General features: G+C 67.0%; 18 protein-coding genes. 8 read left to right on the forward strand and 10 right to left on the reverse strand.

Going from position 1 to position 20,291, the window contains the following annotated elements; genetic code table 11:
• Nucleotides 1–155: 155 nt before the first annotated feature.
• Nucleotides 156–551, forward strand: a complete 396-nt coding sequence (locus AC3QLZ_RS14320) for a pilin (RefSeq protein WP_014236553.1) — start codon at nt 156–158, stop codon at nt 549–551.
• 101 nt (nt 552–652) lie between these two features.
• Here AC3QLZ_RS14320 and sixA read toward each other — a convergent pair whose 3' ends face one another.
• The 3 genes from sixA to AC3QLZ_RS14335 all read right to left on the reverse strand — a co-directional run bounded on the left by sixA (nt 653) and on the right by AC3QLZ_RS14335 (nt 3,502).
• Nucleotides 653–1,117, reverse strand: coding sequence for a phosphohistidine phosphatase SixA (gene sixA / locus AC3QLZ_RS14325; protein ID WP_043797885.1), 465 nt, complete (start codon nt 1,115–1,117; stop codon nt 653–655).
• 28 nt (nt 1,118–1,145) lie between these two features.
• Nucleotides 1,146–2,669 (reverse strand): CYTH and CHAD domain-containing protein, encoded by a 1,524-nt coding sequence (locus AC3QLZ_RS14330; RefSeq protein WP_014236555.1) that lies wholly within the window; start codon nt 2,667–2,669, stop codon nt 1,146–1,148.
• 140 nt (nt 2,670–2,809) lie between these two features.
• A complete protein-coding gene (locus AC3QLZ_RS14335; RefSeq protein ID WP_014236556.1) occupies nt 2,810–3,502 on the reverse strand; it encodes a Crp/Fnr family transcriptional regulator in 693 nt (230 codons plus the stop codon).
• A gap of 219 nt (nt 3,503–3,721) precedes the next feature.
• Between AC3QLZ_RS14335 and AC3QLZ_RS14340 the strand changes: the two genes are divergently transcribed.
• Nucleotides 3,722–4,891, forward strand: coding sequence for an efflux RND transporter periplasmic adaptor subunit (locus AC3QLZ_RS14340; RefSeq protein ID WP_014236557.1), 1,170 nt, complete (start codon nt 3,722–3,724; stop codon nt 4,889–4,891).
• 35 nt (nt 4,892–4,926) lie between these two features.
• Nucleotides 4,927–5,691 carry an ABC transporter ATP-binding protein gene (locus AC3QLZ_RS14345; protein WP_240190361.1) on the forward strand — a complete coding sequence of 255 codons (765 nt, stop codon included), beginning with the start codon at nt 4,927–4,929 and terminating at the stop codon, nt 5,689–5,691.
• Nucleotides 5,692–5,798: 107 nt separating this feature from the next.
• Here the strand turns inward: AC3QLZ_RS14345 and AC3QLZ_RS14350 are convergent, their stop codons facing one another.
• Entirely contained in the window at nt 5,799–7,739 is a 1,941-nt protein-coding gene (locus AC3QLZ_RS14350) for a sigma-54-dependent Fis family transcriptional regulator (RefSeq protein ID WP_014236559.1), read from the reverse strand.
• Nucleotides 7,740–8,039: 300 nt separating this feature from the next.
• Here AC3QLZ_RS14350 and adh point away from each other — a divergent pair, with 300 nt between their 5' ends.
• The gene (adh, locus tag AC3QLZ_RS14355; protein WP_014236560.1) at nt 8,040–9,560 is read left to right on the forward strand and encodes an aldehyde dehydrogenase; all 1,521 of its coding nucleotides are present in this window, start codon (nt 8,040–8,042) and stop codon (nt 9,558–9,560) included.
• A gap of 102 nt (nt 9,561–9,662) precedes the next feature.
• The gene (locus tag AC3QLZ_RS14360) at nt 9,663–11,174 is read left to right on the forward strand and encodes a protein adenylyltransferase SelO (RefSeq protein ID WP_014236561.1); all 1,512 of its coding nucleotides are present in this window, start codon (nt 9,663–9,665) and stop codon (nt 11,172–11,174) included.
• A 287-nt stretch (nt 11,175–11,461) separates the two neighbouring features.
• Here AC3QLZ_RS14360 and AC3QLZ_RS14365 read toward each other — a convergent pair whose 3' ends face one another.
• The gene (locus tag AC3QLZ_RS14365) at nt 11,462–12,058 is read right to left on the reverse strand and encodes a hypothetical protein (RefSeq protein WP_157870596.1); all 597 of its coding nucleotides are present in this window, start codon (nt 12,056–12,058) and stop codon (nt 11,462–11,464) included.
• Between the two features lie 79 nt (nt 12,059–12,137).
• Between AC3QLZ_RS14365 and AC3QLZ_RS14370 the strand changes: the two genes are divergently transcribed.
• The 3 genes from AC3QLZ_RS14370 to AC3QLZ_RS14380 are packed head-to-tail and all read left to right on the forward strand — an operon-like array spanning nt 12,138 to nt 15,907.
• On the forward strand, nt 12,138–13,298 hold the full coding sequence (locus AC3QLZ_RS14370; protein WP_014236562.1) for an ABC transporter permease: 1,161 nt from the start codon (nt 12,138–12,140) through the stop codon (nt 13,296–13,298).
• A gap of 2 nt (nt 13,299–13,300) precedes the next feature.
• Nucleotides 13,301–14,479, forward strand: a complete 1,179-nt coding sequence (locus AC3QLZ_RS14375) for an ABC transporter permease (RefSeq protein ID WP_014236563.1) — start codon at nt 13,301–13,303, stop codon at nt 14,477–14,479.
• Between the two features lie 48 nt (nt 14,480–14,527).
• On the forward strand, nt 14,528–15,907 hold the full coding sequence (locus tag AC3QLZ_RS14380; protein WP_014236564.1) for an NYN domain-containing protein: 1,380 nt from the start codon (nt 14,528–14,530) through the stop codon (nt 15,905–15,907).
• Nucleotides 15,908–16,118: 211 nt separating this feature from the next.
• Here the strand turns inward: AC3QLZ_RS14380 and panD are convergent, their stop codons facing one another.
• From panD to AC3QLZ_RS14405, 5 genes are all read right to left on the reverse strand, one after another.
• On the reverse strand, nt 16,119–16,487 hold the full coding sequence (gene panD, locus AC3QLZ_RS14385) for an aspartate 1-decarboxylase (RefSeq protein ID WP_268907599.1): 369 nt from the start codon (nt 16,485–16,487) through the stop codon (nt 16,119–16,121).
• 90 nt (nt 16,488–16,577) lie between these two features.
• A complete protein-coding gene (gene panC / locus AC3QLZ_RS14390; protein WP_014236566.1) occupies nt 16,578–17,402 on the reverse strand; it encodes a pantoate--beta-alanine ligase in 825 nt (274 codons plus the stop codon).
• Between the two features lie 56 nt (nt 17,403–17,458).
• Complete coding sequence (gene panB, locus AC3QLZ_RS14395) at nt 17,459–18,271, reverse strand: 3-methyl-2-oxobutanoate hydroxymethyltransferase (protein ID WP_014236567.1); 813 nt, start codon at nt 18,269–18,271, stop codon at nt 17,459–17,461.
• A gap of 4 nt (nt 18,272–18,275) precedes the next feature.
• Nucleotides 18,276–18,950: a deoxynucleoside kinase gene (locus AC3QLZ_RS14400; RefSeq protein WP_014236568.1), complete on the reverse strand. Its 675-nt coding sequence runs from the start codon at nt 18,948–18,950 to the stop codon at nt 18,276–18,278.
• A gap of 118 nt (nt 18,951–19,068) precedes the next feature.
• Nucleotides 19,069–20,199: a methyl-accepting chemotaxis protein gene (locus tag AC3QLZ_RS14405; RefSeq protein ID WP_014236569.1), complete on the reverse strand. Its 1,131-nt coding sequence runs from the start codon at nt 20,197–20,199 to the stop codon at nt 19,069–19,071.
• Between the last annotated feature and the right edge of the window lie 92 nt (nt 20,200–20,291).

Consider the following 20,291-nt stretch of genomic DNA (forward strand, 5'->3'; position numbering starts at 1 on the left):
ATAGGGATGTGTTGTGACAAAAAACGTCAGTTTTTGCGGCGTAGCCCCGGTGAAATCAAGGAAAAGCAAGCTGGCATCCTACTTGCTCATACTTGATTGAGGAGTTCCGGATATTCAGAGACTCCCATATATCCTTCTTCCAATAGGAGATTGTCATGAACAAGGTTCAGCAAGGTTTCACCCTGATCGAACTGATGGTGGTGGTTGCTATCATCGGTATCCTGGCCGCAGTTGCTCTGCCGGCTTACTCCGACTACCAGGCCAAGGGTAAGATCGCCGCCGGTCTGGCAGAAATTTCTGCCGTCCGTACCGCCTATGAAATGATCGCCAACGATGGCGGCACCCCGACCGAAGCTACCATCGGGCTTGACACTTCCAAGAGCGGCCACTGTACCTACACCGTGGACAACACCGGCATCTCCTGCGCCCTGAAGAATGCCCCGACCAAGGTCAATGGTCTGGCTATCAAGCTGGCCCGGGCTGCCGGTGGTGCCTGGTCCTGCGACGCCAGCGCCCTGCCCACTGATATGAAGCCGAAGGGTTGCAGCTAATCCCAGGTTTTGTGATGAAAAAGCCCGCTTCGGCGGGCTTTTTTTATGGGTGGCGGCGTGTATCAGAGCACGCTGTCGCTTCTTGCCTAACTAAGCGAATTTCAACTGCCGCTAGCCAAAATGTCGGGGCCCAGGCAGCAGCGCAACAACGTTTGGGTCTCCCCGGCCCGGACCCGGTTGGAGAACCACCATACGGCGCCCTTTTTGACCGTCCACGGCGCTTCCTGGCCGGAGAGGAGCAGGGCGGCCAGTTGGCCCAGGGTGGGCTGGTGGCCGACGATGAGGATGGTCTGCCGGCTGTCGGGCCAGCCGGCGGCCGAGAGCAGGTCGTAGACGCTGGCATCGGGCGCCAGCTTGCGGCTGGTTTCGTAGGGCAGTTCCAGGGCGTCGGCGGTTTGCTGGGTGCGCACCGCCGGGCTGACCAGGATGCGGGTGTGCTTGGGCAGGCGGGGCTTGAGCCAGGCGGCCATCTGCCGGGCCTGCTTGGCGCCGCGGACGGTGAGGCGGCGGGCCAGGTCGTCGCTGCCGACCTCGGCTTCGGCGTGGCGCCAGAGGATCAGGTCCATGGCGGTCTCCGGGGACAAAGGCGCCATCCTAGCCGCTCCGCTTTGCAGTCTTGTTGCGCTTGCCGGGGGATTTTTCCCAGGGCGCCGTCTGGGCCAGGAAATCCTCGAGGAAAGCCGGCAGTTCTTCCAGCAGCAGGTCGCTGCGGCCGCCGAGCCAGCCCATGACCAGGCCGGGCCGGGCCGGCAGGGTGGGAGCCAGCAGCTCCCGGGCGGTGGCCAGGTCGTTGAGGCGCCCCAGGTGTTCCTGCAGGCGGGCCAGGGATTGGGCGTAGGGGGCGCCGTTGCCGCCGGCGGGAGCGAGGAACTCGATGGCGTAACGCAGCTTCTTGAAGGCGATGCGCAGGCGGTGGCGGCCGGCGTGGTCCAGCTCCGCCAGGTTGCGGGCCAGACGGCTGGCCTGGCGGGCGCGGCGGTCGAGGCGCCGGGCGGCGAAATCGGCCAGGGGGCGCTGGCCGGCCGGCTCTTCCCCGAGGGCGAAGAGGTCGGCACTGAATTCCAGCAGCAGGCGGGAGTAGGCCGGCGAGCCCAGCAGGCGGCGCACCGCGAGGTGGGCGGCCTGGGAGCGGCTGTTGGCGTGCCGTTCCAGGCGGGTCAGCTCGGCAGCGCCGGGGAATGCGGCGTTCAGGGGAGGCAGGGTTTCGCTGAGGAACACGTCCCAGTTGCGGGCTTCTCCCAGGCCCCGGCCCAGGTCGCGCCAGGGGCCGGTCCAGCGTTGCCGGAAGGCTTCCGGCAGCACCGGGGCGAACAGCTTGAGCAGGGAACGCAGGCGGCGGATGGCGACCCGCACCTGGTGCACGTATTCCGGGCTGTCGCCGCGCTGGGCGCCGGCCTCGTTGGCCTGCAGGTGCTGCAGGCAGTCCAGGGCGGCGCTGCGGCAGGCGGCCAGGGGCGTCAGGTTCGTTTCCAGGGGGGCCGGGCGGGCTTTCTGGGGCGGGCTGCGGCGGCCGGTGAACAGGGCGTAGCCCCGCTCCGCCTTGCTCGCCGCCACCGGGTGCAGGGCCTGGCGTTCGCCAAGGGCGGTGGACAGTTCCCGGGCCAGGGCGAAGAGGGCGGTCTCGGGGCCGGCCAGGAGCTCCAGTTCCAGTTCCCCCAGGGGCTCCCGCTGACCCTTGCTCTGGATGGTGCCCCGGTCCAGGGCGATCTCGATGCGGGTGCCGGGTGCCGGTTCGACGATCCAGGCGAGGCGGGTGAAGTCGGTGGTGAAGGCGGCTTCCAGGCGGGGCGTGCGCTTTTCCAGCCAGCGCCGCAGGTCCCCATCGTCCACGTGGGAAAAATCGAACTGGCCGGGTGCCACCTTGGCTTCCCACTCGTTGCGCCGGGCCAGGCCGCCGCTGGCCGGGTTGGCGGTCTTCACCGTCAGCAGCCAGTCCCAGCCCTTGCGCCGGTGGCGCAGGGCCATGCGCTGGCCGAGCAGTTCCAGGTCGGGGGTGTCGTAATAGGTGTTGAGCAGCCGCTGGCGCTGGGGGGCGCTGCCGGCCAGGAGCGGATGCCGCAGGAGGCGGGCGGCGCCGCCGGGGGGCAGGCGCAGCTTGAGTTCGGTTTCGAGGGCCATAGCGGGGATTCTACACCCGGCGATTTATCCCAATATGACAGCGGCGGCTTTCCCGCCGGGCCTGTTGGCAGCAACAAAAAAGCCCCGGCAGAGGGGCTTTTTCGCGGACTGCGGGCGCCGCGCCGGCGGCCCCGGAATGCCTAGAGGTCGAAGGTGCGCAGCTTTTCCACGTCGGGGATGTGGATCTTGCGGCCTTCCACCTTGATCAGGCCCCGCTCGGAGAGTTCGTGCAGGATGCGGGAGAAGTGTTCCTGGGTCAGGTTGAGGCGGGAGGCGATGATGCCCTTGTTGGTGGGCAGGTTCACCGTGGTTTCCTTGGGCAGGTGTTCCTCGTCCGGCAGGTCCCGCAGCAGGTAGCCGATGATGCGCTGGCGGCCGGAGTGCAGGGAATAGGATTCCACGTCGGTGATGATCTGGTGCAGGCGCATGGAGAGGCCGGCGATCATCTTGCGGCCCAGCTTGGGGTCCCGTTCCAGTTCCTCGAACAGCACGGCCTTGGAGATGTGCAGCAGCTGGGAGTCGGTGAGGGCCTGGGCGTAGACGATGTAGGGCTTGTCCATGAACATCAGGGCTTCGCCGAAGGTCTGGCCCTGGCCGAGGATTTCCACCACCTTCTCGCCGCCCTGGGCAGAGGTGAAGGCCAGCTTGACCTGGCCGTAGACCACCAGGTGCAGGCCCTGGCAGGGATCGCCCTTGTGGAACAGGATGTCGCCGCGGGCCGCGTGGATTTCCCGGGTACCGCGGGCAATGCGGGCAATTTCGTCCGGGGCCAGGCCATTGAACATGGGCACATAGGACAGCAAGGCGTCGATGTTCAGATTGCTGGTGGTCACGAACGGCACTCCTCGAATGGAAAAATGGGCTCCATGGTCGCATTAGAGGCCCACGCTGACAAGCCCGGGAAGTCCCCGTCATTTATGGGGATTAGCCGCTGCCGGCGCCCGATACGGCGGCGGTCCCCATTCCCGGCAGGGGACGGGCCGGGGACGGCTATAATCGGCCCATCATTGCGCCTCTGCCGACAGCCCGGAATCCCGACTCCCCCCACTGCCATGTCCAAGCCCGATCTCTCCCGCCTCAGCCTCAAACGGGGGCCTGCCGCCCCGGCCGCGCCCCGCTCCCGCCGCCGCACCTGGCTCATCGGCGCCGCTGTCCTCGTGCTGGGCGGCCTGCTGCTGGCCTCCCTCTCCCGGCGCGAGACCGAGGTGGAGACGGTCTCCGTCACCACCGCCTATCCCTACCAGGGCGTCACCCTGCTCAATGCGGCCGGCTACGTGGTGGCCAGCCGCAAGGCCTCCGTCGCCTCCAAGGCCACCGGCCGCCTGGAATGGCTGGGGGTGCTGGAAGGCAGCCGGGTCAAGGCCGGCGAGGTGCTGGCCCGGCTGGAGAACAAGGACGTGCAGGCCCAGGCCGACCAGGCCGGCGCCGGCGTGCTGTCGGCCCAGGCCGAACTGAAGGATGCCCGGGCCGCCCTGGAGCGGGCCAAGGACCTGGCCCAGAAGAAGTTCGTCTCCGGCTCCTCCCTGGATACGGCCCAGGCCCGCTTCGACAAGGCCGCCGCCGCCGTGGCGGTGGCCCAGGCCAATCTGCGGGCGGCCCAGGTGGGGGTGGAGCAGACCCTCATCCGCGCCCCCTTTGACGGCGTGGTGCTGACCAAGACCGCCAACATCGGCGACGTCATCACCCCCTTCTCCTCGGCCCTGGAAAGCAAGGGCGCGGTGGTGACCATGGCCGACATGGACAGCCTGGAGGTGGAAGCCGACGTGGCCGAATCCAACCTGGCCAGGATCAAGGTGGGCCAGCCCTGCGAAATCCAGCTCGACGCCTTTCCCGAGTTGCGCTTCCGCGGCGAGGTGAGCCGCCTGGTGCCGACGGTGGACCGCTCCAAGGCCACGGTCATGACCAAGGTGCGCTTCGTGGACCGGGATGAGCGCATCCTGCCGGAAATGAGCGCCAAGGTGGCCTTCCTGGAAAAGCCCATGGGCGACGGCGAGCGCCAGCCCCTGGTGGCGGTGCACAAGGATGCCCTGGCGGCCGACGGCAAGTCCCTGTTCCTTATCGAGGATGGCAAGGCGAAGCGGGTGGCGGTGACGGTTGGCCGCCAGATCAACGATCTGCTGGAAGTGAGCGCTAACCCGGCGTTGCAGCCGGGAGCCAAGGTGGTGGCCCGTCCCGGCGAGCGCCTGGGGGACGGGGACCGGGTCAAGGTGGTGAGCAAGTGAGCGGCGCGGTGGACGGAAGCGCCGCCGCGGGCAGCGTGCTGAACGCTGTCGGCCATCAAGCCGGACTGGGTGCCGGGACAGGTGACACTGGCAGCGGCACCCCCGCGGCGCCCCTGATCGTCCTCGACAACCTTTCCAAGAGCTACCGCCGGGGCCAGCAGGTGGTGCCGGTGCTGGAGCGCATCAGCTTCAACATCGCCGCCGGCGAGTTCCTGGCCCTGATGGGGCCGTCCGGTTCCGGCAAGAGCACCCTGCTCAACCTCATCGCCGGCATCGACCGGCCCGACTCCGGCACCCTCAGCGTCGCCGGCCAGGACATCGCCGCCCTGGAAGAGGCCGAGCTGGCGGCCTGGCGGGCGGAAAACGTGGGCTTCATCTTCCAGTTCTACAACCTGATGCCGGTGCTGACCGCCCTGGAAAACGTGGAACTGCCCCTGTTGCTGAAAAACCTCGGCAAGGCCGAGCGGCGGGAGCGGGCCGAACTGGCCCTTTCCATGGTGGGCCTGGCGGACCGCATGGACCACACACCCAACGAGCTTTCCGGCGGCCAGCAGCAGCGGGTGGCCATCGCCCGGGCCCTCATCACCGACCCCACCCTGATCGTGGCCGACGAACCCACCGGCGACCTGGACCGGGAGTCGGCCGGCGACATCCTGCACCTCCTGCAGCGCCTCAACGACGAGCTGGGCAAAACCATCGTCATGGTCACCCACGACCAGCGGGCGGCGGAATCGGCCCACGCCATCATGCATCTGGAAAAGGGCGAACTCTCCGCCCGCCAGGAAATCCGTCCGCGCTGATCCCCGCACCGGGGCCTGCCCCGGGAGCCAATGAAAACGGGCCTGTCCGGCATGCCATGCCGCACAGGCCCGTCCTTATTGGGTGTCAGGCCGGCCGTCCTGGGCGTCTACGAAACTTCCCCCGCGGCGCCGGCCTTCAGCTTGCGGTACAGGGTATTGCGGCTGATGCCCAGGCGCCGGGCCGCTTCCGACAGATTGCCCCGGGCCGCGGCCACGGCCCGCTGGATGGCCAGGCGGGAGACTTCCTGCAGCCGGTCCGGCGCCGGCTCCGCCATCGTCGCGGCGGCGTCGGCGGCGAGGGGGCGCTGCTGCAGTTCCTCCGCCAGGTCGTCCGGCAGGTGGGGCCAGTCGATGCATTCCTCGTCTGCCTCGAGCAGGGCGGTGGCGGTGCGCAGGGCGTTGGCCAGCTGGCGCAGGTTGCCCGGCCAGGCGTAGTCGGCGAAGGCCCTGGCCACCGCCGGAGCCAGGGCCAGGCTCCGCCCGGGGGCCATTTCCGCCAGCAGCCGCGCCACCAGGGCGGAGAAGTCGCTGCGCTCGCGCAGGGCCGGCAGGGTCAGGGTGAGGCCGTTGAGGCGGTAATACAGGTCGGCGCGGAAGCGGCCCGCTTCCACCTCCTGGCGCAGGGGCCGGTGGGTGGCGCAGACCAGGGCGAAATCCACCGCCACCGGCTTGCCGCTGCCCAGGGGCGTCACCTGGCGTTCCTGCAGCACCCGCAGCAGGCGGCTCTGCAGGTTGAGGGGCATGTCGCCGATCTCGTCCAGGAACAGGGTGCCGCCGTGGGCTTCGCGCAGGCGGCCGGGGCTGCCTTCCTTGCGGGCGCCGCTGAAGGCGCCGGGGGCGTAGCCGAAGAGTTCGGCCTCGATCAGGTTTTCCGGCAGGGCGGCGCAGTTCACGGCGACGAAGGGGCCTTCCCGGCGGGGGCTGCTGCGGTGGATGGCCTGGGCCAGCAGTTCCTTGCCGACCCCGGATTCGCCGTGGAGCAGGAGGGGAATGGGTTTGCCTGCCACCTTGCGGGCCTTGTCCAGGGCCGCTTTCAGCCGGGCATCGCCTGTATCCAGCGCGGCCAGGGCGTCCTGGGGCGGGGTGCTCGCCGCGGCAGTGCCGACGGGGATGGGCGCCTTGCCGGCGTGGATCTGCAGGAACAGCCTGCCGCCGCGCCGGGTGTTCACCAGCAGGGCCTGCTGGCCCTGGCGCCGGCCCCAGTCGAGCAGGTCCTCGCTGCGGCTGTCCAGCACCCGCTCCAGGGGCGTCGCCCCCAGGTCCGCCGGCTGCAGGCCGAGCATGGCCAGGGCGGCCCGGTTGGCGCCGACGATCCAGCCGTCTTCCGAGAGGGCCAGCACCCCTTCGGCCACGGTGCCGATGCCTTCGGCCCGGGGATGCAGGTGCAGGCGGATGTGGCGGCGGTGGCGGGAGAGCAGCAGCCGGTTTTCGATCATTTGGGCGGCGGTGCGCACCAGGCCCTGGGTGTGGGGGTGGTGGCTGCGGTGGTCGCCGGAAATGTCCAGGGCGCCGAGGAGCTTGCCGGACGGATCAAGGATGGGGGCGGCGGCGCAGGTGAGGAAGGTGTTGCGTTCGAGGAAGTGCTCGGCGCCGTGGATTTCCACCGCGGCGCCTTCGGCCAGGGCGGTGCCGATGGCGTTGGTGCCCCGGTGCTGTTCGTGCCAGGAGGCGCCGGGGGCCAGGGCCACCCGCTCGGCCTTGCCGAGGAAGTCCGGGTCCCCCAGGGCATGCACCAGCAGGCCCCGGTTGTCGGCCAGCACCACCATGCTGTGGGAGGCCTGGACCTGGGCGTAGAGGTATTCCATGACCGGCTCGGCGTGGGCGACGAATTCCTGGTGGCGCTCCAGGGCCTGGCGCAGGTGCTGTTCGGAGAGGCGCGGCGTTTCCGGGTTGCGGCCCACCGGCTCCAGGCCGGCGCCGCGGCTGCGGTGCCAGGAGCGCAGCAGGCGCTCGTCCACCAGGCCGGGGGGAAGCTCGCCCTGCTCGAGAAACAGGCGTCGGGCCTGGCGCAGCAAGGGAGCGCCAGCCCGCGGGTGCGGATGGTTCATCAATGTCTCCTTCGCTCCGGCCTCTGACGGGTCGGATGGTGTGGTCCGGCGAGTATAGCCCTCTGTTTCCCCGGTGCAATGCTTTCCCCGGAAGTGTCCGGCCGGGTGTGTCATTTTGGTACAGCTGTGCCGGGACGGGACGTGCCACGGGGCGGCGGTCGCCGCCGGCGGCAGGGGGTGGTGCCTTAGGAATCAATGGCTTGGGATTGGGTGGCGGCGCTGGCACGGCCCTTGATAAGGAGAAGCCGGGCTCCCTTTCTGGAGCCTTGTTCTATCCCCATAAAAACGGAAGGAGACACCATGCTTTACGCGACCCCCGGCAGCGCCGGCGCCAAACACCAGTACAAGGCCCGCTACGACAACTTCATCGGCGGCAAGTGGGTGGCCCCGGTCAAGGGCCAGTACTTCGACGTCATCACCCCCATCACCGGCAAGCCCTACACCCAGGCCGCCCAATCCGGCGCCGAGGACATCGAGCTGGCCCTGGACGCCGCCCACGCCGCCGCCGACAAGTGGGGCAAGACCTCCGCCACCGAACGCTCCAACATCCTGCTGAAGATCGCCGACCGCATCGAGGCCAACCTGGAAATGCTGGCTTACGTGGAGACGGTGGACAACGGCAAGGCCATCCGCGAAACCCTCAACGCCGACATTCCCCTGGCCGCCGACCACTTCCGCTACTTCGCCGGCTGTCTGCGCTCCCAGGAAGGCTCCATCAGCGAGATCGACGAAAACACCATCGCCTACCACTTCCACGAACCCCTGGGCGTGGTGGGCCAGATCATCCCGTGGAACTTCCCTATCCTGATGGCCGCCTGGAAGCTGGCCCCGGCCCTGGGCGCCGGTAACTGCGTGGTCTTGAAGCCCGCCGAATCCACCCCCATCAGCATCCTGGTGCTGGCCGAGCTGATCGCCGACCTGCTGCCCCCCGGTGTGCTCAACATCGTCAATGGCTACGGCCGCGACGCCGGCATGGCCCTGGCTTCCAGCAAGCGCATCGCCAAGATCGCCTTCACCGGCTCCACCGCCACCGGCCGGGTCATCGCCCAGGCTGCCGCCAACAGCCTCATTCCCGCCACCCTGGAACTGGGCGGCAAGTCCCCCAACATCTTCTTCGCCGACGTGGCCGCCGCCGACGACGACTTCTTCGACAAGGCCATCGAAGGCCTGGTGCTGTTCGCCTTCAACCAGGGCGAAGTGTGCACCTGCCCCAGCCGGGCCCTGATCCACGAATCCATCTACGACCACTTCATGGAACGGGTGCTGGCCCGGGTCAAGGCCATCAAGCAGGGCAGTCCCCTGGACACCGACTCCATGATGGGCGCTCAGGCCTCCCAGATGCAGATGGACAAGATCATGTCCTACCTGGCCATCGGCAAGGAAGAGGGCGCCCAATGCCTGGTGGGCGGCGATCGGGCCCGCCTCGGCGGCGAACTGGCCGAGGGCTATTACATCCAGCCGACCCTGTTCAAGGGCCACAACAAGATGCGCATCTTCCAGGAGGAAATCTTCGGCCCGGTGCTGGCCGTGACCACCTTCAAGACCGAAGCCGAAGCCCTGGAAATCGCCAACGACACCCCCTACGGCCTTGGCGCCGGGGTGTGGAGCCGGGATGGCAACACCGCCTACCGCATGGGCCGCGGCATCAAGGCCGGCCGGGTGTGGACCAACTGCTACCACGCCTACCCGGCCCACGCCACCTTCGGCGGCTACAAGGAATCGGGCATTGGCCGCGAGACCCACAAGATGATGCTGGACCACTACCAGCAGACCAAGAACCTGCTGGTGAGCTACAGCCCCAAGGCGTTGGGCTTCTTCTAAAACGTCTCCTCCCTTGGCAGGGGCGCGGCCGGTGCGGGCTGCGCCCCTTTTTTTATGGTGCGGCCGGGCGAACTTTCCCGCCGGGCACCGTTCTACTCAGGCATGTCCGCCCCTACCGCCCCCGCCTTCACCTTCCCCTTCGATAACAGCTACGCCCGGGACCTGCCCGGCTTCGCCGTGCCCTGGCAGCCTGCCACCGTTCCGGCCCCCCGGCTGCTGCACTTCAACCCCGGCCTGGCCCGGGAACTGGGCCTGCCCCTGGCGGAGGCCACGCCGGATCAGCTGGCCGCCCTGTTCTCCGGCAACGCCCTGCCGGAGGGCGCCAGCCCCATCGCCCAGGCCTACGCCGGCCACCAGTTCGGCCAGTTCTCGCCCCAGCTGGGCGATGGCCGGGCCCTTTTGCTGGGGGAGGTGATCGACGGCCAGGGCCGGCGCCGCGACATCGCCTTCAAGGGCTCGGGTCGAACCCCCTTCTCCCGCAGCGGCGACGGCAAGGCCGCCGTGGGCCCCATGCTGCGGGAGGTGCTGACCGGCGAAGCCATGCACGCCCTGGGCATTCCCAGCACCCGGGCCTTGGCCGTGGTGGCCACCGGCGAGCCGGTGCGGCGGCAGCGTCCCCTGCCCGGCGCCGTCCTCACCCGGGTGGCGGACAGCCATCTGCGGGTCGGCACCTTCCAGTTCTTCGCCGCCCACGCCGGCCCGGCCCAGGTGCGGCAACTGGCCGACTACACCATCGCCCGCCATTACCCGGAACTGGTCGGGGCGGAGAATGGGTATCTGGAATTGCTGCGGGCCGTGGCCGAGCGCCAGGCCGCCCTGGTGGCCCGGTGGATGGCGGTGGGCTTCATCCACGGCGTCATGAACACGGACAACATGAGTCTCGCCGGCGAAACCATCGACTACGGCCCCTGCGCCTTCATGGAGGCCTACGACCCGGGGGCCGTGTTCAGCTCCATCGACCGCCAGGGTCGCTATGCCTACGGCCGGCAGCCGGAGATCGCCGCCTGGAACCTGGCCCGCTTCGCCGAGACTCTGTTGCCCCTCATCGATGCCGATATGGAACGGGCCGTGGCGCGGGCCACGGCCATCATCGAAGCCTTCCCCGCCCGCTACCAAGAGCATTGGCTGGCCGCTTTGAAAGCCAAGCTGGGCCTGCCCGATGGCGGGGCTGAGGCCGAGGCCCTGGGCGGCGACTGGCTGGCCCTGCTGCAGGCCCAGTCCGTGGATTTCACCCTGGCCTGGCGTTATCTGGGAGAAGCGGCCGAAGGCCGGGAGGAGCGGCTAAGAACGCTGTTCGCCGATGGCGCCGCCCTCGCCGCCTGGCTGCAACGCTGGCGCCGGCAGTGCACCGCCGCCGACGGGGAGGGGGACAACGCCCGCGTGGCCGGGGCCGCCCGGGCCGCCGCCATGGCCCGGCACAACCCCTGGCTCATTCCCCGCAACCACCAGGTGGAAGCAGCCCTCGATGCCGCCGAGCAGGGCGATCTCGCACCCTTCCACCATTTGCTCGGCGCCCTGGCCGAGCCCTACCGGGAACAGCCCCGCTACGCCGACCTAGCCGAACCGGCACCCCGGGAATTCATGCGGACGTTTCAGACGTTTTGCGGGACGTGATCTCTGGTTTTGGGTTGATGGCTTCTGGTGATGGCGATTCAACTTTTTCTGCCATCACGGTGGGGTCCCAATACTCCCGAATAGACAGCAAAGGCGGTTAAGCATCCCCCGAGCGCCAGGAGCACAGCAGCATCCCAATCCTGTGAGATTTTTCCATGCAGTAGAAATGACCACAGAAAGTCCCGAATATCCTTGCGTCGGACAAAGGAAAACAGCAATAGCGTTATGCCACCGATGGCGCTTAGTGCCCCGAGGTATTCGAGAAGAGCTTTTCTCATAGGAGATCCCTATTGCCCTGGTCGCCCTGGTGATTCTTGATGGCTTGGTCTGTGCGGTGACTGAAACACGATGCAGTAAGCAGCACGGAAGCAATATGCTGAGACTGCAGTCAGGAAAGATGCACCAATTGAGAAGGTGAAAAAGCTGCCGTTGAAGCGTCGAGCACCGAAACCTGCAACGAAGACCATACTGCCCATGAGAATTATGAAGATGGTTGCGGGCACCTCTGTGCCCTTCTTTCGAACGCCTTCAACAGAGCCTTCAACATCGGTGAGAAGAAGCGCGATGAATAAGAAAGGCATGGACATCAACATTAGCGAAGAATGAAGTCTTGGCAATATTTCATAAGACTCATGTAGTCGTGCTATCGAGGGAATGTATTGCCCAAAAGCCTCCCAAGCATAAACCCCAATATTGTTGAGATAGCCTGCAGAGAGCCCACCGGCAATCATCTGCCCATATAAGAACCACGCTAGGACAATCAGCCAGAATCGAATTTGTAGCTTTCGCATATGTTGTGTGGGATGACTAGGTTGCTCAAATAGTTGCCCATATTCTAAGAGCATGTAAGCGGTGGTTGTTGGTGAATGACGATCCAGTTGCATGCCTCCATGCATCGAGCCCTTCCCATAACCTGCCTGGAACTCCGCTCCGCCTATAATGCAACATCTCCCGGAGTTCCCTGTGCTCTTCATCCTCCTCAATCTCGTCCTCCGCAACGCCTTCCGGCACAAGCTGCGCACCTTGCTGACCCTGGTGGGGTTGATGGTGGCGGTGTTGTCTTTCGGGCTGTTGTCCACGGTGGTGGATGCCTGGTACGCCGGGGCGGAAGGGGCGTCCAACGCCCGGCTGGTGACGCGCAATTCCATTTCCCTGGTTTTCCCCCTGCCTCTGACCTACAAGCAGAAGATCCGGCAGATCGACGGGGTCAAGGCCATCACCACGGCCAACTGGTTCGGCGGCATCTACAAGGAGCCGAAGAACTTCTTTCCCCAGTTCGCGGTGGACCCCAACTATCTGGAGCTGTACCCGGAGTACCTGCTCAGCGACGACGAGCGCACCGCCTTCGCCCGGGACCGCAAGGGGGCCGTCGTCGGGCGCAAGCTGGCGGCCCAGTACGGCTTCAAGGTGGGGGATGTGGTGCAGTTGAAGGGCACCATCTTTCCCGGCACCTGGGAGTTCGTCATCCGCGGCATCTACACCGGGCGGGACGCCAAGACGGACGTGGCCCAGATGCTCTTTCACTGGGACTACCTGAATGAGGTGGCCAAGGTGCGCTATCCGCGGCGGCAGAACCAGGTGGGGGTCTATGTGGTGACCATCGACGACCCGGGGCGGGCGGCGGAGCTGTCGCGCCTCATCGATGCCGAGTTCCGCAACAGCGCGGCGGAAACCCTGACGGAGACGGAGAAGGCCTTCCAGCTTTCCTTCGTCTCCATGACCGAGGCCATCGTCGTCGCCATCCGCATCGTTTCCTACGTGGTCATCGCCATCATCCTGGCGGTGATGGCCAACACCATGGCCATGACGGTGCGGGAGCGCACCAGTGAATATGCCACCCTGAAAGCCCTGGGCTTCGGCCCCGGCTTCGTGCAGGGGCTGATCTTCGGCGAGTCGGTGGCCATCGCCGCCATCGGCGGCGGCCTCGGCATCGCCCTGACCTTTCCTGCGGCGGCCGCCTTCGCCCAGGCCATGGGCACCCTGTTCCCCATTTTCTTCGTCTCCGGCACCACGGTGCTGCTGCAGGCTGCCTGTGCCTTGGGGGTGGGCCTCATCGCCGCCTGGTTCCCCAGCCGGCGGGCGGCCCGTATTCCGATCGTCGAAGGGCTGCGCAGCGTCGCTTGATCATGGCCATTCCCCTTTCCTATTCCCTGCGCAACCTGGCGGCACGCAAGCTGACCACGGCCCTCACCGCCGGCGGCATGGCCCTGGTGGTGTTCGTCTTCGCCACGGTGCTGATGCTGGATGCGGGGCTGAAGAAGACCCTGGTGGATACGGGCAGCCCGGACAACGTGGTGGTGACCCGCCGGGCCTCCGGCACCGAGGTGCAGAGCGGCATCGAGCGGGGGCCGGCGGCCATCGTCGAGAGCCTGCCCCAGGTGGCCCTGGGGGCCGGCGGCCTGCGCATGCTGTCGAAGGAGACGGTGGTGCTGATCTCCCTCAACAAGCGGGTGGCCGAGGGGGCGGCGGCCAAACCTTCCAACGTCATTATCCGCGGCCTGTCGCCGGTGGGCCTGCAGCTGCGGCCCCAGGTGCGGCTGGTGGCGGGGCGGCCGTTCCGCCCCGGCTCCAACGAGATCGTCACTGGCCAGGCCATCGCCAGCCGCTTCAACGGCGCCGGCCTGGGCGAAACCATGCGCTTCGGCGCCCGGGACTGGGTGGTGGTGGGGGTCTTCGATGCGGGCGGCAGCGGCTTCGATTCGGAGGTGTGGGGCGATGCGGAGCAGCTGATGCAGGCCTTCCGCCGGCCGGTGTTCTCTTCCCTGATCTTCCGCCTCAACGACCCGGGCGCCTTCGCCGCGGTCAAGGCGGCCATCGAGGACGACCCGCGCCTGACCCTGGAAGCCAAGCGGGAAGCCCAGTTCTACGCCGACCAGTCGGAGGCCCTGTCCAAGTTCATCAGCATCCTGGGCATCACCCTGTCGGTGATTTTTTCCATCGGCGCCATCATCGGTGCCATGATCACCATGTATGCTGCGGTAGCCAACCGCACCGGCGAGATCGGCACCCTGCGGGCCCTGGGCTTCAACCGCCGGGCCATCCTGCTGGCCTTCCTCGCCGAATCCCTGGGCCTGGCGCTGCTGGGTGGGCTGGTGGGGCTGCTGTTGGCTTCCACCATGCAGCTGTTCACCATTTCCACCATGAACTGGCAGTCCTTCGCCGAACTGGCCTTCACCTTTTCCCTCGATGCGGGCATCGTCGTCAAGAGCCTGCTCTTTGCCCTGCTCATGGGCCTGCTGGGCGGCTTCCTGCCTGCCTTCCGGGCCGCCCGCATGAACATCGTCGAGGCCCTGCGCGCCGCCTGAGCGGTCCCCGGCCTTATACTTGATCCAATTCCTTACGGAGAAACACCCATGGCAGCTCCTGCCGATACCGTCAGCATGGCCCTGTTCTGCGATTTCGAGAACATCGCCCTGGGCGTGCGCGACGCCCAATACGAAAAATTCGACATCAAGCCGGTGCTGGAGCGCCTGCTGGTCAAAGGCTCCATCGTGGTCAAGAAGGCCTACTGCGACTGGGAGCGCTACAAGACCTTCAAGGCCACCATGCACGAGGCCAATTTCGAACTGATCGAAATCCCCCACGTGCGCCAGTCCGGCAAAAACTCCGCCGACATCCGCCTGGTGGTGGACGCCCTGGACCTCTGCTACACCAAGTCCCACGTGGACACCTTCGTCATCATCTCCGGCGATTCCGACTTCTCGCCCCTGGTCTCCAAGCTGCGGGAAAACGCCAAGCACGTCATCGGCGTCGGTGTGAAGCAGTCCACCTCGGACCTGCTCATCGCCAACTGCGACGAATTCATTTTCTACGACGATCTGGTGCGGGACCGTGAAGCCAAGCGGGCCGCCGCCAACCGCAAGGACCCGGCCAAGGAGGCGGCGCCCCGCCGTTCGCCGGAAGACGAGAAGAAGCGCAAGGACGATCAGGACGCCCGCCGCACCAAGGGCATCGAGTTGGCCATGGCCACCTTCGAGGACCTCATGGCCGAGCGCAGCGACACCGAGAAGCTGTGGGCCTCGGTGCTGAAGGAGGCGATCAAGCGCCGCAATCCGGGCTTCAACGAGTCCTACTACGGCTTCCGCGCCTTCGGCAATCTGCTGGAGGAGGCCCAGAACCGGGGCCTGCTGGCCTTCGGCCGGGACGAGAAGTCCGGCGCCTACGTAGCCCGTCCGGGCAATGTGTCGGTGCGGGAAGTGACGCAGCCGGAAGAAAGCTCTGCCGAGGCGCAGGCGCCGGCTGCCGAGACGGCGGAAGCGCCGGTCCGGGAAGGGCGCGGCGGCAACCGTCGGCGCGGCCGCGGCCGCGACGGCGCCAAGGAAAACGGCGTGAAGGATGGTCCCCGGGTCCAGGAGGCGGCAGCCGAGGCACCCGCCCCGGCAGCGGCCCCCGCTCCGGTCGTGGTGGAAGCCGTGGCAGCGCCCGCTGTGGCCGCCCCGGCGGCAGTCGAAGCGGTCGCCGCCAGCCCGGCCGCGGCCAGGAAGCCTTCCGGCCGCGGCGAGTCTTCCGGTGCCCGCAGCGGCGCCCGTACCCGGGCCCGCAAGACGGCCGCCGCCCAGGAGATCGAAGCCGCCAAGAAGACGCCGGCCAAGGCCAAGTCCGAACCCAAGGCCGCCGCCAAGGCTGCGCCCCAGGCGGAGGCTGCGCCTGCTGCTGCCGCCGAAGCCGCCGCCAAGCCCAAGACCCGGCGCGCCCCGGCCAAGCGGCCGGCGAAGAAGGCTGCCGCCGAGTAGGGCCCTATCAAGGGGATGCCCGCACAGGCAGGCGCCATGGGCCTGTCGGGCAGGCCTGCCTGAAGAGGCCCGTCCCTTCTTGGTTTGCGCCGCCCGCTTCTGCCGTGTCTTGGCCGATGCAGCTCAGGGCCAGCCCCAAAAGAAAAAGCCGCGATTGCTCGCGGCTTTTTTACCTTCTTTTACCCGAAGGGCCGGGTAAAAATCCGGTGTCTCAGGCGGCCTGGGCCGGAATCTTGTTGCCGATGCGGGCAATGCGATTCTGGGAATCGACGTAGATCAGCTGGGGTTCGTGCTTGGCCAGTTCCACTTCGGTGTAGGTGGCGAAGGTGGCGATGATCAGGATGTCGCCGGGCGCAGCCTTGCGGGCGGCGGAGCCGTTGACGGAAATGACGCCGGAGCCGCGTTCAGCCAGGATGGCGTAGGTGGTGAAGCGCTCGCCATTGTTCACGTTCCAGATGTCGATCTGTTCGTATTCCTTGATATTGGCCGCGTCCAGCAGGTCCTGGTCGATGGCACAGGAGCCTTCGTAATGCAGCTCCGAGTGGGTGGTGGTCACCCGGTGGAGCTTGGACTTGAGCATGGTTCTCTGCATGGCTTCACCCGTAGGCAAAAGGTAAGGGGAACGGCATTTTAACGGCTCACCGCCGTCTGTCAACGCCCAGTTTTTGAATTAAATCTCAAGATTATCAATGAGTCGCGTAACGCCGAGGCGCGCGGCGGCCAGCACCACCAGGGGTGCATCGGGACTGCCGGGAAGTTGGAGGTCGGCTTGCTGCCGCACCGCAACATAGTCCGCCTTCCAGCCGGCAGCGTCAAGGGCGGCCATGGCGGCCCGCTCCAGGGCCGGGTAGTCCCGGTTGCCGGCGCGGATGGCGTCCCGCAGCCTGTTCAGCTCCCGCGCCAGGCGCGGTGCCTCGGCCCGTTCGGCGGGGGTCAGGTAGCCGTTGCGGGAGGACAGGGCCAGGCCGTCCTCGGCCCGCACCGTCTCGCCGCCCAGGATGCGGATGGGCAGGGCCAGCTGGCGCCCCATGTTGCGCAGGACCATCAGCTGCTGGTAGTCCTTCTTGCCGAAGAGGGCGGTCTGGGGCTGGACGATGTTGAACAGCTTCAGCACCACGGTGGCAACGCCGCGGAAGTGGCCGGGGCGGAATTCGCCCTCGAGCCAGTTCTGGATTTCCGGCGGTTCCACCTGGTAGGTCTGGGGTTCCGGGTAGAGGTCGGCTTCGGTGGGGGCGAACAGCACGTCCACGCCGGCCGCTTGCAGCTTGGCGCAATCGGCCTCGAAGGTGCGCGGGTACTTGTCGAAGTCCTCGCCGGGGCCGAACTGCAGGCGATTGACGAAAATGCTGGCGACCACGGTCCGGCCGTGCCGGCGGGCCTGGGTCATGAGGGAAATGTGGCCCTCGTGCAGGTTGCCCATGGTGGGCACGAACACCACCTCGGGTTTGCCGGCAAGGGCGGCGCGCAGGTCGTCGACCCGGGAAAAGATCTGCATGGCTGTTTCTCCTGATGGCCGGGCCGTACTTGGCGGCCCGTTGCCGGTGGGGTGACTCAGTAACAGTGTTCGGCAGCGGGGAAGGTACAGTCCTTCACCGCCGCCACGTAGGCGGCGATGGCTGCAGCCACGGAGGGCTGGCCGGTCATGAAGTTGCGCACGAAGCGGGCCTTGCGGCCGGGGGCGATGTCCAGCATGTCCTGCAGCACCAGCACCTGGCCGGAGCACTCCACGCTGGCGCCGATGCCGATGGTGGGGATCTGCAGGAGGGCGGTGACCTCGGCCGCCAGGGCCCGGGGAATGGCCTCCAGGACCACCATGCTGGCGCCGGCGGCCTGGATGGCCAGGGCGTCGGCCTTGAGCTGGGCTGCGCCGGCCTCGTCCTTGCCCTGGACCCGGTAGCCGCCCAGCTGGTGTACCGACTGGGGCGTCAGGCCGATATGGCCGCACACCGGGATGCCGCGGTGGGTGAGGAAACGCACCGTCTCGGCCATGTCCTCGCCGCCCTCGATCTTGACCATCTGGGCGCCGGCGGCCATCAGCTGCACGGCGTTGCGGAAGGCCAGTTCCGGGGTTTCCTGGTAGGTGCCGAAGGGCATGTCGGTGATGATCAGGGGGCGGTCGCAGCCCCGGGCCACCATGGCGGTGTGGTAGACCATGTCGGCCAGGGTCACCGGCAGGGTGGAATCGTGGCCCTGCACCACCATGCCGAGGGAATCGCCCACCAGCACGGTATCGACCCCGGCGTTGTCGCAGAGGCGGGCAAAGCTGGCGTCGTAGCAGGTCAGCATGGCGATTTTTTCGCCGGCGGCCTTGAGCTTGGCCATGTCGGTGATGGTCAGGCGGCGGGTCGTGGATTGGCTGGACATGGGTTCATTCTCCCCGGTTGAAGTATTCCCGGTGGCCGCGCATGGCGGCGAGCCGTTCCAGGAGGAGGTGGAAGTCGCGGTCCTGATCGACGAAGTTGAGTCGGTCGGAATTGACGATCATCACCGGCGCGGCATTGTAGCCGTAAAAAAAGCGGCTGTAGCTTTCCGCCAGCTGGGTCAGGTACACGTCGCCGATGCGCCGCTCCATGTCCAGGCCCCGCTTCTTCACCCGGGCGATGAGGTTTTCCGGGCTGGCCTGCAGGTAGATCACCAGGTCCGGCGATACTACCTGGGGTGCCAGGGTGTCGTAGATCTGGCGGTAGAGCTTGTATTCGTCCTCGGCCAGGGTGAGGCGGGCGAAGATCGGGTCCTTCTCGAAGAGGAAGTCGGAGACCACGGTCTGGCGGAAGATGTCCGGCTGGGCCAGGTCCCGCAGCTGGTCCTGGCGCTGGAAGAGGAAGAACAGCTGGGTCTGCAGGGCGTAGCGGCTGCGCTCCTGGTAGAAGCGAGTGAGGAAGGGGTTGAGTTCCGGCTGCTCCAGCAGCAGCTGGCATTCCTTGCTCTGGCCTAGATGCTCGGCCAGGCGCCGGGCCAGGCTGGTCTTGCCGACGCCGATGGGGCCTTCCACCACGATGTTGCGGGCGTGCTCGAGCAGGTTGCGGGCTGGGGTACCGGGCATGGGCGGCGGGATGGGGTGTGGGTCGGGACGGGAAAAAAAGCGCCGGGTCCAGCCCGGCGGCTCTATGGTACGGCAGGCAGGTCCGGGAGGCCAGAGGGGCGGCCCGGACCGTCCGGCCTCAGTGTTCCAGGCAGAGCACGTCGGGGGATTGCTCCCCGGCCTGGGCCATGCGCTCCAGGCAGTCCAAGACCTCCTCGGAGGCCGCCTCCATGTGCTCCAGGAGGGCCACGCCGCCGTCGAAATCGCCCAGGCGCAGGCGTTCCAGGGCTTCCTTGCCGCTCTTGTGCACATTGATGTGGGGCGCTTCCAGGGCCCGGTAGCCGTCCAGCAGGGAGAAGCACTCCCGGCCCTCGCCCTCGTAGTACCACTTGCCCAGGCGGCAGGAGGTATGCACGGCGAAATCCTCCGGGCGTTTCTGGGAGGCGCCCATGAAGACCTTGTACACCTCGAACTTGAACACCAGGTGGTCCATCTTGGCCAGTTCGGTGAAGCTGCGCAGAGCAGCCACGGCCACGGCGGTCTCGATGTGGCGGGAGAGGCCGATGATGTTGTCCAGGTTCTCCGTCGCCTGCTTGCCCTCGTGGCTGGAGTGGTCCGCCTCCTTGGCCAGGGAGGAGATGCTGGCGTGGGCCGAGACGGTGTCGTGGCGGATGGCGCTGACCAGGCCGGAAATCTCGTTGGTGGCGGTGGCGGTGCGTTCGGCCAGCTTGCGCACCTCATCGGCCACCACGGCAAAGCCGCGGCCCGCCTCGCCGGCCCGGGCCGCCTCGATGGCGGCATTCAGGGCCAGCAGGTTGGTCTGGTCGGCGATTTCCTTGATCAGGTTGAGGATGCTGCCGATCTTCTCGGTGCTGGCATTGAGGCCTTCGACCTGGCCCATGGTGGTCTGGGACTGCAGGGCCAGCTGGCTCAGGTTGGCGCTGATGCCATGCATCTGGGCCTGGCTGTCGGTGGTGATGCGGCCGGCGGTGACGGCCTCTTCCTTTTCCGTCTTCAGGCTGTGGGCCATGGCGGCCATGGTGCCCTGGGACTTGGCCAGGCTGGAACCGAAGCGGTCCAGGTTGTGCAGCAGCTTTTCCCAGCCCCGGGCCACGGTTTCGGCAGCGTGGCACTTCTGCTCCAGGGTCTGCTGCTCGTTTTCCAGATTGGCCACCTGGGAGCGCAGGCTGGCGTTCTCGTTCTGCAGGGCGGCAAGGGCCGCTTCTAGTTCTCGTTGCCGCTGGTTGTTGCCGAACAATGCCACAGACATCTCCCTAAGTTATTTTGACTATTAGCAAAGGGAGATATTAATAGCCTTTATAAGAGTGTGGTTATGAAATAAGCCAGCAAGCTGGCATTTCC

Source organism: Azospira sp. MPR-LB4 (assembly GCF_058809525.1).

Bases quoted from the DNA above. Each gene is read 5' to 3' on its own strand.
- AC3QLZ_RS14350 (WP_014236559.1), bottom strand. From the start codon at position 7,739: ATGAACCATCCGCACCCGCGGGCTGGCGCTCCCTTGCTGCGCCAGGCC.
- AC3QLZ_RS14360 (WP_014236561.1), top strand. From the start codon at position 9,663: ATGTCCGCCCCTACCGCCCCCGCCTTCACCTTCCCCTTCGATAACAGC.
- AC3QLZ_RS14400 (WP_014236568.1), bottom strand. From the start codon at position 18,950: ATGCCCGGTACCCCAGCCCGCAACCTGCTCGAGCACGCCCGCAACATC.
- panB (WP_014236567.1), bottom strand. From the start codon at position 18,271: ATGTCCAGCCAATCCACGACCCGCCGCCTGACCATCACCGACATGGCC.
- AC3QLZ_RS14340 (WP_014236557.1), top strand. From the start codon at position 3,722: ATGTCCAAGCCCGATCTCTCCCGCCTCAGCCTCAAACGGGGGCCTGCC.
- panD (WP_268907599.1), bottom strand. From the start codon at position 16,487: ATGCTCAAGTCCAAGCTCCACCGGGTGACCACCACCCACTCGGAGCTG.
- AC3QLZ_RS14375 (WP_014236563.1), top strand. From the start codon at position 13,301: ATGGCCATTCCCCTTTCCTATTCCCTGCGCAACCTGGCGGCACGCAAG.
- AC3QLZ_RS14365 (WP_157870596.1), bottom strand. From the start codon at position 12,058: ATGCAACTGGATCGTCATTCACCAACAACCACCGCTTACATGCTCTTA.
- AC3QLZ_RS14380 (WP_014236564.1), top strand. From the start codon at position 14,528: ATGGCAGCTCCTGCCGATACCGTCAGCATGGCCCTGTTCTGCGATTTC.
- AC3QLZ_RS14330 (WP_014236555.1), bottom strand. From the start codon at position 2,669: ATGGCCCTCGAAACCGAACTCAAGCTGCGCCTGCCCCCCGGCGGCGCC.
- sixA (WP_043797885.1), bottom strand. From the start codon at position 1,117: ATGGACCTGATCCTCTGGCGCCACGCCGAAGCCGAGGTCGGCAGCGAC.
- AC3QLZ_RS14405 (WP_014236569.1), bottom strand. From the start codon at position 20,199: ATGTCTGTGGCATTGTTCGGCAACAACCAGCGGCAACGAGAACTAGAA.
- adh (WP_014236560.1), top strand. From the start codon at position 8,040: ATGCTTTACGCGACCCCCGGCAGCGCCGGCGCCAAACACCAGTACAAG.
- AC3QLZ_RS14320 (WP_014236553.1), top strand. From the start codon at position 156: ATGAACAAGGTTCAGCAAGGTTTCACCCTGATCGAACTGATGGTGGTG.
- panC (WP_014236566.1), bottom strand. From the start codon at position 17,402: ATGCAGATCTTTTCCCGGGTCGACGACCTGCGCGCCGCCCTTGCCGGC.